13 protein-coding genes are annotated in these 13,603 nt (G+C 69.2%); 10 read left to right on the top strand and 3 right to left on the bottom strand.

What is annotated here, in order from left to right; genetic code table 11:
• The first annotated feature begins 70 nt into the window (after positions 1 to 70).
• Together RJ05_RS21520 and RJ05_RS21515 are read left to right on the top strand one after the other, a co-directional pair.
• Positions 71 to 1,198 (top strand): glycosyltransferase, encoded by a 1,128-nt coding sequence (locus tag RJ05_RS21520; protein ID WP_036539990.1) that lies wholly within the window; start codon positions 71 to 73, stop codon positions 1,196 to 1,198.
• An 82-nt stretch (positions 1,199 to 1,280) separates the two neighbouring features.
• Positions 1,281 to 2,165: an SDR family oxidoreductase gene (locus tag RJ05_RS21515; RefSeq protein ID WP_036539961.1), complete on the top strand. Its 885-nt coding sequence runs from the start codon at positions 1,281 to 1,283 to the stop codon at positions 2,163 to 2,165.
• On the opposite strand, the gene soxR is transcribed toward RJ05_RS21515, so the two are convergent.
• Positions 2,122 to 2,643 (bottom strand): redox-sensitive transcriptional activator SoxR, encoded by a 522-nt coding sequence (gene soxR, locus RJ05_RS21510; RefSeq protein ID WP_036539959.1) that lies wholly within the window; start codon positions 2,641 to 2,643, stop codon positions 2,122 to 2,124. The genes RJ05_RS21515 and soxR overlap by 44 nt on opposite strands.
• A 130-nt stretch (positions 2,644 to 2,773) precedes the next feature.
• On the opposite strand from soxR, the gene arcA reads away from it, so the two are divergent.
• Together arcA and RJ05_RS21500 are read left to right on the top strand one after the other, a co-directional pair.
• Complete coding sequence (gene arcA, locus RJ05_RS21505; RefSeq protein ID WP_249040469.1) at positions 2,774 to 4,081, top strand: arginine deiminase; 1,308 nt, start codon at positions 2,774 to 2,776, stop codon at positions 4,079 to 4,081.
• Between the two features lie 10 nt (positions 4,082 to 4,091).
• Positions 4,092 to 4,451 (top strand): GntR family transcriptional regulator, encoded by a 360-nt coding sequence (locus RJ05_RS21500; RefSeq protein WP_036539957.1) that lies wholly within the window; start codon positions 4,092 to 4,094, stop codon positions 4,449 to 4,451.
• 10 nt (positions 4,452 to 4,461) lie between these two features.
• On the opposite strand, the gene RJ05_RS21495 is transcribed toward RJ05_RS21500, so the two are convergent.
• The gene (locus RJ05_RS21495) at positions 4,462 to 6,066 is read right to left on the bottom strand and encodes a dolichyl-phosphate-mannose--protein mannosyltransferase (protein WP_036539956.1); all 1,605 of its coding nucleotides are present in this window, start codon (positions 6,064 to 6,066) and stop codon (positions 4,462 to 4,464) included.
• Between the two features lie 231 nt (positions 6,067 to 6,297).
• Between RJ05_RS21495 and rsmI the strand changes: the two genes are divergently transcribed.
• Both rsmI and RJ05_RS21485 read left to right on the top strand, forming a co-directional pair.
• A complete protein-coding gene (rsmI, locus tag RJ05_RS21490) occupies positions 6,298 to 7,140 on the top strand; it encodes a 16S rRNA (cytidine(1402)-2'-O)-methyltransferase (protein ID WP_036539954.1) in 843 nt (280 codons plus the stop codon).
• A gap of 239 nt (positions 7,141 to 7,379) precedes the next feature.
• Positions 7,380 to 8,132 carry an isocitrate lyase/PEP mutase family protein gene (locus RJ05_RS21485; RefSeq protein ID WP_036539986.1) on the top strand — a complete coding sequence of 251 codons (753 nt, stop codon included), beginning with the start codon at positions 7,380 to 7,382 and terminating at the stop codon, positions 8,130 to 8,132.
• Positions 8,133 to 8,136: 4 nt separating this feature from the next.
• Here RJ05_RS21485 and metG read toward each other — a convergent pair whose 3' ends face one another.
• Positions 8,137 to 9,708, bottom strand: coding sequence for a methionine--tRNA ligase (metG, locus tag RJ05_RS21480; RefSeq protein WP_036539952.1), 1,572 nt, complete (start codon positions 9,706 to 9,708; stop codon positions 8,137 to 8,139).
• Between the two features lie 92 nt (positions 9,709 to 9,800).
• Here metG and RJ05_RS21475 point away from each other — a divergent pair, with 92 nt between their 5' ends.
• The 4 genes from RJ05_RS21475 to RJ05_RS21460 all read left to right on the top strand — a co-directional run.
• Complete coding sequence (locus RJ05_RS21475; RefSeq protein WP_036539951.1) at positions 9,801 to 10,628, top strand: TatD family hydrolase; 828 nt, start codon at positions 9,801 to 9,803, stop codon at positions 10,626 to 10,628.
• A 156-nt stretch (positions 10,629 to 10,784) separates the two neighbouring features.
• Positions 10,785 to 11,912 (top strand): resuscitation-promoting factor, encoded by a 1,128-nt coding sequence (locus RJ05_RS21470; RefSeq protein WP_036539950.1) that lies wholly within the window; start codon positions 10,785 to 10,787, stop codon positions 11,910 to 11,912.
• A gap of 166 nt (positions 11,913 to 12,078) precedes the next feature.
• A complete protein-coding gene (locus RJ05_RS21465) occupies positions 12,079 to 13,230 on the top strand; it encodes an alpha/beta fold hydrolase (RefSeq protein ID WP_036539948.1) in 1,152 nt (383 codons plus the stop codon).
• A gap of 102 nt (positions 13,231 to 13,332) precedes the next feature.
• Positions 13,333 to 13,603: rRNA adenine N-6-methyltransferase family protein (locus tag RJ05_RS21460; RefSeq protein ID WP_036539946.1), on the top strand; the 271-nt coding region annotated here is incomplete at its 3' end.

Genomic DNA, 13,603 nt, shown 5'->3' with positions numbered 1-13,603 from the left:
TCACGCCTGTTCACGTGCCGTTCGACGAGACGGTTCCGGCGGTAACCCGGTGCGCGTCACCATCGGCGGCGTGCGCATCGTGCAGCTGGCGAACTTCTACGGCCCGCGGTCGGGTGGGTTGCGCACCGCGCTGCATCATCTCGGCGAAGGCTATGTGGCGGCAGGCCATGAGGTGGTGCTGATCGTGCCCGGTCCCCGCCGCGGTGAGGAGCTGCTGCCGACCGGCGTCGTGCGGATCACCTTGCCCGCGCTGGCGATTCCTGGGACAGGCGGTTACCGGGCGGCCGATCCGCGCCGGGTGGCCGACGTCCTCGGCGGGCTGCGCCCGGACGTGCTCGAGGTGTCGGACCGGCTGACGTTGCGTGGCTTCGGTCGCTGGTCCCGGCGCCGCGATGTGGCGAGCGTGATGATCTCCCATGAACGCCTCGACCGGCTGCTCGGCCAGATCATGCCGCGGGCGCTGGCCCGCCGCTGCGCGGATGTGGCGAACCGGCGCACCGCCGCCCAATACGACAGGGTTGTCTGCACAACGGATTTCGCGCGCGCGGAATTCGAACGGATCGGCGCGCCGAATGTCGAACTGGTGCCGTTGGGTGTGGACCTCGACCTGTTCAGTCCGCGCCGCGCCGATCACGGCCTGCGCGCCGATCTCGGTGTGCCGGGCCATCCGCTGCTGGTGCACTGCGGCAGGCTCTCGGTGGAGAAGCGGGTCGATCGCAGCATCGAGGCGGTCGCCGAGCTGCGCCAGGCCGGCGTGGAGGCCCGGCTGGTGGTGGCGGGCGACGGACCCCGCCGCGACGCGCTGCAGCGGCGCGCGCGATCACTGGCACCGCTGCCGGGCGGGCTGCCCGCGGTGCACTTCACCGGTTTCATCAGCGATCGCACGATGGTGGCGAAACTGCTGGCGACGGCCGATGTTTCGCTCGCCCCCGGCCCACACGAAACCTTCGGCCTTGCCGCGCTCGAGGCGCTCGCCGCGGGGACGCCGGTGGTGGCCAGCCGCTCCTCGGCACTGGCCGACATCGTCACCGCCGAATGCGGCGCGGTCGCCGACGACGATCCCTCGGCCTTCGCCGACGCCGTCACCGAGGTGCTGGCCCTGCCGCCGGCCGGCCGTCGCGCCGCCGCCCGGCGGCGCGCCGAGCAGTTCACCTGGCCTGCCGCGGTCGCCGGCATGCTCGCCGTGCTCGGTGGTTGAGCGAACCGTTCCCCAACCCCGCGCCGGTCGGTAATGTCCGGCTGACATTCACTGATGGACGAGCGGATCGGATGTGGGATCGATGGGTCGGGTACGGGCACGCCGGAGGACGACGGTCGAGGGGGCCAAGACCCTGATCACGGGCGCGGCGAGCGGGATCGGACGGGCCACCGCGCTGGCGGCCGCCGCGCGCGGGGCCGAACTGGTGCTCACCGATATCGACGCGCCCGGACTGGCCGCCACGGTCGCCGATATCCAGCGTGACGGCGGCAAGGTGCTGGTCGCGACGCCGCTCGATATCACCGATCACGAGGCTGTGGCCGCCTTCGGGGCCGACGTGCACTCCCGGTTCGGCAGCGTGGACGTGGTCATGAATGTGGCGGGCACCTCGGTCTGGGGCACCGTCGACACCCTCGAGCATCGGCATTGGCAGCGGATGGTCGACGTCAACCTGATGGGCCCGATCCATGTGATCGAGACGTTCGTACCGGAGATGGTGCGGGCCGGGCGTGGCGGTGCGCTGGTCAACGTCTCCTCGGCGGCGGGGCTGCTCGCGCTGCCCTGGCACGCCGCCTACAGCGCGAGCAAATACGGCCTGCGCGGGCTGTCGGAGGTGCTGCGCTTCGAGCTGGCCCAGCACGGCATCTCGGTGCATCTGGTCGCGCCCGGCGCCGTGAATACGCCGCTGGTACAGAGCTTCGAGCTGGTCGGCGTGGACAAGGAGGATCCGCGGGTCGGCAAGCTGGTCACCCGATTCACCCGCCACGCCGTCGCGCCGGAAAAGGTGGCGACGGCGATCCTGCGCGGTATCGAACGCAACCGGTTCATCGTCTACACCTCCTTCGACATCCGGTTCGGCTACTGGTGGAAGCGCAAGTTCGCCTTCCCCTACGAGCTGCTGATGCGGGTGGCCAATGTGCAGTTCAGCAGGCTGCGGAGTTCTCTGCGCACATCGGATTCCCGGTAGCGTCGACGTCGTCCGGGCAGTTGAGGTGCACATCGAGCACGCGCGCGCCCGGGCCCTCGTCGCCGAGGTGATCGAACTCGTTGACGATCTTGCAGCTGCCGAGTGACAGACAGCCGCAGCCGATGCAGCCGGTGAGGTTGTCGCGCAGGCGCACCAGTTGGGTGATGCGTTCGTCGAGGTCCGCGCGCCAGGTGGTGGACAGTGTCTCCCAGTCGCGCCGGGTGGGGGTGCGGCCCTCCGGCAGCCGGTCGAGGGCGTCGCGGATCTCGCTCAGCGGAATCCCGACCCGCTGGGAGATCCGGATGAAAGCGACCCGGCGCAGCGTTTCCCTTGCGTACCTGCGCTGGTTGCCGCTGGTGCGGCGGCTAGAGATGAGCCCCTCGCGTTCGTAGAAGTGCAACGCGGAGACCGCTACTCCGCTACGCTCGGACAGCTGACCGGGGGTCAGCTCCTTGGCTCGCCAATCTGCTGTCGTCATTCGGCACTCCTCCTTTACCTCAACCCTACTTTAGGTTCTCTGGTGCGCGGGTGCGAATCGCCACACGTGCGCCATAAACACCGCGCATCAATTCCGTGCCGTCCGAGCCGCGGCGAACTACGGTCGGAACATGGGAACAGATGCGGTACCGGCGAACCCCGGCAGCGGCCCGATTCCCGGTGACGGATGGGACACCGACCCCGGCACCGAACCCGCGCCCGCGCCGCGACTCGCGGTGACCTCCGAGGTCGGCGCTCTGCGCACGGTGCTGTTGCACCGGCCGGGCAACGAGCTGCGCAGGCTCACCCCGCGCAACAACGATCAACTGCTCTTCGACGGCATCCCGTGGGTCGAACGCGCCCAGCAGGAACACGACACCTTCGCCGGGGTGCTGCGCGACCGCGGGGTGGAGGTATTGCTGCTGGCCGATCTGCTGGCCGAGACCCTCGCCGTCAGCGGGGCAGCGCGCATCCAGGGCATCTCCGCCGCCGTCGACGCCCGCAGGCTCGGGCACAGCCTGGCCGACGAACTCGCCGCCTACCTGCGCGGCGTCCAGGCCAGGGAGCTGGCCGAGATCTTGATGGCGGGCATGACCTTCGACGAACTGCCGTTCGGGCCCGACCACACCTCACTGGTGCGCCGGATGCATCACGGCGGCGATTTCGTCATCGATCCGCTCCCGAATCTGCTGTTCACCCGGGATTCCTCGTTCTGGGTCGGCCCGCGCGTGGCGATCACGGCGCTGGCGCTGCCCGCCAGGATGCGCGAGACCTCGCTGACCGACCTCGTCTACGCCTTCCACCCGCGTTTCCTCGGGGTGCGCCGCGCCTACGAATCCCATACCGCGCCCATCGAAGGCGGCGACGTACTGCTGCTCGCACCCGGCGTGCTGGCCGTCGGCGTCGGCGAACGTACCTCGCCCGCCGGGGCGGAAGCCTTGGCGCGCAGTCTTTTCGACGACAACCTCGCCCACACGGTGCTGGTCGTGCCCATCGCGCAGAACCGCGCCACCATGCACCTGGACACCGTGTGCACGATGGTCGACACCGACGCGGTGGTCATGTACTCGGCGGTGCGGGAAACGTTGTCCGCATTCACCATCCACCGCGGCGACGACTACGACCACGGCGGCACCGTCACCATGCGCGGGCCCGACCCGTTCCTGCCCGCCGCCGCCGACGCCATGGGCATCGGGAAACTGCGGGTGATCGACACCGGACTGGACGGGGTCACCGCCGAACGGGAACAGTGGGACGACGGCAACAACACCCTCGCCTTGCAGCCGGGTGTCGTGATCGCCTACGAACGCAATGAAATGACCAATGCCCGGCTGCTGGACGCCGGTATCGAGGTACTGCCCATCCCGGGATCCGAATTGGGTTCCGGCCGTGGCGGTCCGCGCTGCCTGTCGTGCCCGCTGTCCCGGGATGACGTGTGAGCTGGGGGCCATGCTCGACATCACCGTGTCGCACGAATCTACCGTGCCACCCTACGAACAGTTGCGGCTCGGCATCGTGGCGCAGGTGCGCGCGGGCACGTTGACCGCAGGCACCAAAATCCCCACGGTGCGCGCGCTGGCCGCTCAGCTCGGTCTCGCCCCGAACACCGTCGCCCGCGCCTACCGCGAACTGGAGGCCGACGGCGTCCTCGAAACCCGCGGCAGGCTCGGCTCGTTCATCGCCTCCTCCGGCGATCCCACCCGTGACCAGGCCGGCCGGGCCGCCACCGAATACGTCGCCGCGATACGCAGGCTCGGCCTCGACGACGACGCGGCGCTGCGCTACGTGCAGGCGGCGCTGGAGAGCTGACCGCGGGCGTTCAGCGCCAACTGGGCAGCCACAGGTGGTCCTGCCAATTGCCCGGTGTGATGGGCATGGCCGTCAGGATCGGCCACAGCCAGATGAAGTTGGCGATCACCAGGCCCAGATACAGGCTGACGATGAGTAGCCCGAGCCGATAGCGCTCGGTCGGCGGCGCGGCCACGAACGTGCCGGTGGGCCCGCGCGGCACCGGGACCCGGCGCGCGGGCCCGAGAATGTCGCCGAGCACCAGCGCCACCGCCATCACCAGGAACGGCGCGAGCACCACGGCGTAGAAGAAATACATCTGCCGATCCAGGGTGATGAACCACGGCAGCAGGCCGGCGGCGTATCCGGTGAGCACCGCGGCGTAGCGCCAGTCGCGGCGCACGATGGTGCGCCACAACGCCCATGCCAGAACCGGGAACGCGATCCACCAGAGGGCGGGCGTGCCGATCAGCATCACGGCCTTGACGCACTGGTTCTGCCCGCACCCGGTGACGCCGGAGTCGGCGTAGTAGTAGAGCATCGGCCGCAGCCCCATCGGCCAGGTCCACGGCTTGGACTCCCACGGGTGATGGTTGCCCGCCGAGTTGGTCAGCTCCTCATGGAACTCCAGCACTTTGGCGCCGTAGTACCAGAGCGAGCGCAACGCGTCGGGGACGAAGGAGAACGCACCGCCCCTGCCCACCTCGTTGCCGACGGCCCACCGGCTGAAGCCGGTCTCACTGGCGAACCACGCCCAGTAGGACGCCAGATACACCCCGATCGGGACGAGCACCAGGGCGTAGAGCGCGGGCCCGACATCGCGCAACGCGGTACCGGCCCATGGCCTGCGCACCCGGTACGCGCGCCGGGCCGCGAGGTCGAAACACACGCTGAGCAGACCGAACGCGGCGATGAAATACAGCCCCGACCATTTGGTGCCGCAGGCCAGCCCGAGCAGCACACCGGCGCCGAACCGCCACCAGCGCACCCCGAGCCGCGGCCCGAACGGACTGTCGCCGATGCGGCCCTCGGCGTCGGCGCGCGCTATGCGTTCGCGCACCTGATCGCGGTCGACGATCAGGCAGCCGAACGCCGCCGTCGCGAACAGCGCGAGGAAGATGTCGAGCATGCCGATGCGCGAGGAGACGAAGGTGACGCCGTCGGCGATCAACAGCAGTCCGGCGATCGCGCCGATCATGGTCGAGCGCGTCATCCGGCGCACGATCCGGATCACCAGCAGCACCAGCACGGTGCCGGCCAGCGCGGCCGAAAAACGCCAACCCCACCCGTTGTAACCGAACAGCGCCTCACCGAACGCGATCAGCTGCTTACCGACCGGCGGATGCACCACCAGCCCGTACGCGGGATTGTCCTCGACCCCGCCGCCCTTCAGGATCTGATACGCCTGCGGCGCGTAATGCTTCTCGTCGAAGACCGGGGTGCCACCGTCGGTCGGGTAGTTGAGCATGGTGAACCGGGTCACCGCCGCCAGCGCGGTGAGGAACGCCGTCACCAGCCAGCCGCGGGCGGTATCGAGCGGCCCGAAATCGGGGGAGGGGCGCAGCGGTGCGGGGCTCGACCAGGAACGTATCGGCCGAGAGGGCGCGACGGAGCGCTGGTCGGTCACCTGGGTCACGAACCGATCGTATGCTGTGCGGTCTCGGCCGCCGTATTCGCCGGGCGAGGTGGTGCGCGCTCGGCGGTGGCAGGGCAGCAGCTCCCTTCGCCGGCTGCTGAGTGCCGCCTCGGGTCTTGGGGCGACGGCTGCCCGTCGACCGGGCCGCCGCATTCGGGCGCGCACCGCACATGGCCGTACGCTGCCAAGGGTGCGGGTAGTGACGAGCGAGGCAGTCGAGGCGGGACAACGGTGACCGGCAGGCTGGTGCTGGCGGCGACGCCGATGGGCGATATCGGTGACGCGTCCCAGCGGCTGCGCGAGGCTCTGGCCACCGCCGACGTCGTCGCCGCCGAGGACACCCGCCGCACCCGATCACTGGCCAAGGCGCTCGGGATCGAGATCGGCGGCCGCGTGGTCAGCTTCTACGACCACGTGGAGACCGCGCGCATCCCCGCGCTGCTGGAGGAGATCGACTCCGGTAAGACCGTGTTGCTGGTCACCGATGCCGGTATGCCATCGGTGAGCGATCCCGGATACCGCATGGTCGCCGCCTGCGTCGAGCGCGAACTGCCGGTCACCTGCCTGCCCGGTCCGTCGGCGGTCACCACGGCGCTGGCGCTGTCCGGTCTGCCGGTGGAGCGGTTCTGTTTCGACGGATTCCCGCCGCGCAAATCCGGTCAGCGCCGCGAGTGGTTGCGCACCCTGGTCGCCGAACCCCGCGCCTGCGTGTTCTTCGAGGCGCCGCACCGGCTCGCCGACTGCCTGGCCGACGCGGTCGAGGTGCTCGGGCCGGATCGCCGCGCCGCCGTCTGCCGGGAGCTGACCAAGACCTACGAGGAAGTCGTGCGCGGCAGCCTCGCCGACCTGGCGGCCTGGGCCGTCGACGGCGCGCGCGGCGAGATCACCGTCGTCGTCGAAGGCGCCCAGCCGAGCACCGCCGAACCCGCCGACCTGGTCGCGGAGGTCGAAGCGCGCGTCGACGAGGGCGTGCGCCTGAAAGAGGCGTGCGCCGAGATCGCCTCCACCACCGGCGTTTCCCGTAAGGAGCTCTACGACGCGGTCCTGGCCGCGCGCCGCGAGACCGGTGCCTGAGTACTCATCCGCCCCGCCCGTGAGCCGGCGTCCCTCGATCAGCGATCGGCCCGCCGGTGGGCGGCGGACTCCTCACTGCGGCGCTCGGTGACACCGGCAGCGCGGATAACGGTCGCCAGCAGGACCTGCGCGGCGAGATGCTCGCGAACACCTGCCGGGCCGGCCGACCGGCGCGCGGCGCGACCAGGGCGGTATCGCGTGCGCGTGCACAAAGCCGGTGGCACCACCATGATCGACCCATGACCTCTCTCGAGCACAAGGCCAAGGAACTACTCGCACTGCACCGGCCCGGTGATCCGGCGGTGCTGCCGACGGTATGGGATGCCTGGTCGGCGAACCTCGCGGTCGAGGCCGGGTTCGCGGCGTTGACGATGGGCAGCCATCCGGTCGCGGATTCGGTGGGACGCGCCGACGGCGAAGGGATGAGTTTCGACGAGCTGCTGGCCCGGGTGCGTCAGGTGACCGGCGCCGTCGAGGTGCCCGTGTCGGTGGATATCGAGTCCGGATACGGACTCGAACCGGCGCAGCTGATCGAAGGGCTGCTCGGCGCGGGCGCGGTCGGGCTCAATATCGAAGACACCGTGCACAGTGAGGGCGGACGGTTGCGCGGCGCGGAGGAACACGCCGATTTCGTGCGCGGTCTGCGTCAGTTCGCCGACGCGGCCGGTGTGCACGTGGTCGTCAACGCGCGCACCGACCTGTTCCTGCGCAAGATCGGCGACGACGCCGACCGGATGGACCGCGCGATCGAACGGCTGCGCCTGGCCGCTGACGCGGGCGCCGACGTGCTCTACCCCGTCGGGCGCCACGCCGACGCCGATATGCGCAGGCTGACCAGCGAACTCCCGCTGCCGGTGAACGCGATCGGCCTGCCCGCCGAGGCGGACAAGGTGCTGCTGGCCGATCAAGGGGTGGCCCGGATCAGCTTCGGCCCCTACCTGCAGTACGCGCTCGCCGCCGAAGCCAACCGGCTGCTCGCCCGCTGGACCTGAGCGCTCAGTCCTTCGGCTCGACGTAGCGCGGGTACACCGGCTCCGGCGCGGGCAGCGCCACCCCGGGCACCAGCGGCGTCGCGATATCGGCGAAGGTCCGGTTCGGTACCGCCAGCAGATCCAGGATCTTGGCCGCCGAACCGGGCATCACCGGCTGGACCAGGATGGCGACGATGCGCACCACCTCGAGCGTCACGTACAGCACCGTCGCCATTCGGGCCAGGTCTTCGTCGGTGCCGGACTTGCGCAGCGCCCACGGCGCCTGTGCGGAGAAGTAGCGGTTGGTCTCGCCCAGGGTCAGCCAGATCGCCTCCAACGCCAGATGCAGCTGCTGGGCGTCGAATTCGGCACGGCAGCGCTCGAGCAGGCCGTTCGCCCGGTCCAGCAGGGCGCGGTCCTCATCGGTGAACTCACCCGGCGTCGGCACCATGGCGTCGCAGTTCTTGGCGACCATGGTGAGGCTGCGCTGCACCAGATTGCCGAACTCGTTGGCCAGGTCGGCGTTGATCCGGCTGACGATCGCCTCGTGGCTGTAGCTGCCGTCCTGGCCGTAGGAGATCTCGCGCAGCAGGAAGAAGCGCAGCGCGTCCAGGCCGTAGGTGTCGATCAGGGCCAGCGGGTCGATCACATTGCCGACCGACTTCGACATCTTCTCGCCCTTGTTGTACAGGAACCCGTGCACGAACACGCGTTTGGGCAACTGCACACCCGCCGACATCAGGAACGCCGGCCAGTACACGGCGTGGAAGCGGGTGATGTCCTTGCCGATGATGTGCAGGTCGGCCGGCCAGAACCGTTGGAACGCGGTCGATTCGGTGTCGGGGAAGCCGACGCCGGTGAGGTAGTTGGTGAGCGCGTCGACCCACACGTACATCACGTGATCGGGGTGGCCGGGCACCGGGATGCCCCAGTCGAAGGTGGTGCGGGAGATCGACAGGTCCTTCAGACCGGCCTTGACGTAGCTGACGATCTCGTTGCGACGCGTTGCGGGCGCGATGAATTCCGGCTGCGTCTCGTACAGCTCGAGCAGCTTGTCCTGATATTTCGACAGCCGGAAGAAGAAGTTCGACTCCTCGGTCCACTCCACCGGGGTCTTGGTCTCGGTGGAGATGCGGCTGCCGTCGTCGAGCAGCGTGGTCTCCTCCTCGGCGTAGAACGCCTCGTCGCGCACCGAATACCAGCCGGAGTAGTTGTCGAGGTAGATATCTCCTGCCTCGAGCATCCGCTCCCAGATCGCGACGCTGGCGACCTCGTGGTCGGCGTCGGTGGTGCGGATGAACCGGTCGAAGGAGATATCGAGCGCTTTGTGCAGCTGCTCGAACACATCCGAGTTGCGCGCCGCGAGCTCCTCGACCGGGATGCCCTCGGCGGTCGCGGCCTGCTGCATCTTCTGGCCGTGCTCGTCGGTGCCGGTCATGAAGAACACGTCGTAGCCGTCCAGGCGCTTGAACCGGGCGATGGCGTCCGACGAGATGTACTCGTAGGCGTGCCCGATATGCGGCGCACCGTTGGGGTACGCGATGGCCGTGGTGATGTAGAAGGCTGGTGCCTCGATAGGCTCGCTGCGCTCGGTCATGGTGCATCTACTGTAATGCGCGTGCCATCTGAGCTCCGCGTGAATATCCCCTCAGCGCACCGCCGGGTCACCGCGACGGGCGGTGCGCTCCGATGAGCGCGAAACGGCCCGCTCCCGAAGCGCCCGAACCGCTGGCTCCGCTGGTCGACGCGCACACCCATCTGGATGCGTGCGGCGCCGACGATGCCGAGTCGGTGAAGGTCATCGTCGATCGTGCCGCCGCGGTGGGCGTCGGGCAGGTGGTGACCGTGGCCGACGATCTCGCGGCAGCGCAGTGGGCGGTGCGGGCCGCGCACTGGGACGAACGGGTCCACGCCGCGGTCGCATTGCACCCGACCCGAGCCAACGCCCTCGACGACGCCGCGAAGGCCGAGCTCGAGCGGCTGGCCGCCGATCCGCGCGTGGTCGCCATCGGCGAGACCGGCCTCGACTACTACTGGCCGGGCAAACTCGACGGCTGCGCCGATATCGAAACCCAGATCGAAGGCTTCCGCTGGCACATCGACCTGGCCAAACGCACCGGCAAACCGCTGATGATCCACAACCGGGAAGCAGATCACGATCTGCTGACCGTGCTGCTGGACGAAGGCGCGCCGGACACGGTGATCTTCCACTGCTTCTCCTCCGACACGAATATGGCGCTGGCCTGTGTGGCCGAGGGGTATCTGCTCAGCTTCTCCGGCACGGTCAGTTTCAAGAACGCACACGAGCTGCGTGAGGCCGCCAAGGTGGTACCCGACGAGCTGGTGCTGGTGGAGACCGACGCGCCGTACCTGACGCCGCATCCGTTCCGTGGCGCGCCGAACGAGCCGTATTGCCTGCCGTACACGATGCGCGCTCTCGCCGAACTGCGCGGCCAGGATCCCGCCGAATTGGCGGAGATCAGCACAGCGAATGCGCGCCGGGTATACCGATTCTGACGTTTTCGCAGGTCGAATAAAAATGTGTCCCAGATCACTTACCGGTAATGGTTTGTGATCTACCTGCACTGTCTATACCTGATCGTAATGTGAAAAATTGCTGCTCCACGGCGCGCGGTTGTTCCAGGGGGACGTCTTCGTTATCGTCCTGTGACCATGTCCCCATTAGCGAGGATCAACTCGTCTCGGTCGCCGTTGTTGTACGCGGCGATCGCGGCGCTGCTGATGATTTTGATCGTCGGCGCCGTCATGGCGATCGTGAACCGCAAAACCGTCACCGTCGTCGTCGACGGTGCGAAATCGACGCAGACGTCCATGTCGCGTGATGTGCGCGGAGTGCTGAAGGACGCCGGTTTCGAGATCGGCGATCGGGACAAGGTCACGCCCTCGGCCGGCTCCGCCGTCACCGACGGCGCCACCATCACCCTCGACCGAGGCCGGGAGATCGAACTGACCCTCGACGGCCGCACCGAACGGGTCTGGACCACCGGCCGCACCGCCGGTGCGGCGCTCGCGGAATGGGGCATCGCCGACGACGCCTTCGTCCACCGCGGCCGCAGCCAGGAACTGCAGCTCGACGGCGCCGCGCTCACCGTGGCCACCCCGCGGACGGTTTCGGTGATCGACGGCACCGCCGGGCCGAGGCAGATGAGGCTGGCCGCGCCCACCGTCGGCGAACTGCTCGCCCTCGCCGGCGCCCCGCTGCGCGAACACGATGTCGTCGAGCCATCGGCCGACACCCGGCTGACCGACGACATGCGCATCACGGTGACCCGCAAGCAGCTCGAGACGCGCACCGAGACGCTGCCGCTGGCGCCGCCGGAGAACGTCATCGAAGACCCCACCATGAACATGAGCCGCACGGTGGTGGAGAACGCGGGTGCCCCGGGCGTGCATGACGTCACCTTCGAGGTCACCCTGGTCAACGGCGCGGAGGTGGCGCGCAGGGAGATCTCCTCGGAGGTCAAGGTGGCGGCCCAGCCGCGCACCATCCGCAAGGGCGCCAAACCCGGCACCGAGGTGCCGCCCGTGCAGAATGGCGATATCTGGGACGCACTGGCCAAATGCGAGGCCGGCGGCAACTGGAAGATCAACACCGGCAACGGCTACTACGGCGGCATCCAGTTCGACCAGAGCACCTGGGAGCGCCAGGGCGGGCTCAAATACGCACCCCGCGCCGATCTCGCCACCCGTGAAGAGCAGATCGCCATCGCCGAGGTGACCCGCGCCAAGCAGGGCTGGGGCGCCTGGCCCTCCTGCACCAGTCGTCTGGGCCTGAGCTAGCCGGGCCCGGATATCGCGAGCGCCACTTCCGACGACATAGTGGCGCTCGCGGCATATCGCGGCCCTGTCCCGCGCGCGGATTTCCCGTCGGCCATCGCGGCCATGCCTGCTGTCGTACACTCGTCCAGATTTGTGCGTACGAGGGTCGGGGCAGAGGAGCGATTCGATGAATCTGCTGCACGTGGCCGGGCGGTCGATGCTCGCCGTCGCCGTGTCGGCCACCGCCGTGCTGGCCGGCGTGCAGGCCCCGGCCTCGGCGGATCCGCCGGGCTCGGTGATCTCGGTGACCGCCCGGCCCGACGGCTGGCACGGAGTCAGCGGTGGTTCGGTCATCGAATACTGGATGAGCGGCTCGGACGGCACGCCGCGCCCGGCCAGCGGAGCGCTGCTGCTACCGGAGGGCACGCCGCCGCCCGGCGGCTGGCCGATCATCGCCTACGACCACGGCACCAGCGGCCTCGGCAAGGGCTGCGGAGGCATGGCCACACCCGACACCGCGCCGTTCCCCGGCATGCAGGGCCGCCAGGATCTGCTGCTGCGGCGGCTGGTGTCGCAGGGTTTCGCCGTGGTCGCGCCGGATTACCTCGGTCTCGGCACCTTCGACACCGGCCCGCACCCCTACCTCGAACTGCGCACCGAGGCCACGGCCACCATCGACATGGTGCGCGCGGCCCGCGCCACCCATCCCGAACTGTCGCCCACCTGGGCGGTTCTCGGTATCTCGCAGGGCGGGCAGGCAGCGCTCGGCACCGGGCATCTTCAGTCCACCTACGCGCCGGAACTCGACTTCCGCGGCACCATCGCCGTCGACCCGGAATCCGATGTGGAGAAGCTGCTGCCGCTGGCCGGGCCGGAGGTCCCGCCGCTGCCGCTGGTCGATGACGGATTGAGCTTCATCGTGAGCATCCTCGCCGGACTACGCGAGGCCCGGCCCGATATCGCCGTCGACGGGTACCTCACCCCGTTGGGCCGTTCGGTGCTCGACGAGGTCGGCGACATGTGCCTGGACCGGATCATCGAACGGGTCGACGGGCTGAGTATCGGCGACCTGCTGGCCCGCCCACTGGCCGAGGAGCCGATGCGCACCGCGCTGACCGAGTACATGCAGGTACCGGTGCGCGGCTACGACGCCCCGATCCTGGTGCTGGCCAACGCGACCGACACGGTGGTGCCCTCGCCGCTGCATGCGGCGTTGATCGCGCAGCTGGCGGCGAACGGGACCGACTTCCGAACCGTCGTCGGGACCGGAGAGCACGGTCAGGTCGATGAGCGGATGTGGGCGGCGATCGATGCCTTCCTCGCGGGAATGAAGGGCTGACGATCGCGTCGTGCCGTGTGAGCCGGGCGGCACCGGTGCGCTGACCGGCCCATGACCTCCCGTGTGAACGGTCCGCCGACCGCGGGTTGGTAGGTTCATCGGGTGTCCGATGCCGAAATCTCCGCCCGCGGAAGTGCCGCGTTGCTCGGCCCCGCCGAAGTGCGGGCGCTGGCCGAACGGCTCGGCGTGCGGCCGACCAAACAGCTCGGCCAGAATTTCGTGCACGACGGGAATACCGTGCGGCGGATCGTCGCGACCGCGGGCGTCGGGCGCGACGATACGGTGCTCGAGGTCGGGCCCGGCCTCGGTTCGCTGACGTTGGCGCTGCTCGATGTGGTCGATTCGGTGGTGGCGGTCGAGATCGATCCGGTGC

This window comes from Nocardia cyriacigeorgica NBRC 100375, assembly GCF_000308555.1.
Lineage (GTDB): Bacteria > Actinomycetota > Actinomycetes > Mycobacteriales > Mycobacteriaceae > Nocardia > Nocardia cyriacigeorgica.
The sequence above is the reverse complement of the archived record's forward strand: the minus strand, read 5'-3'. Positions and strand labels throughout refer to the sequence as shown.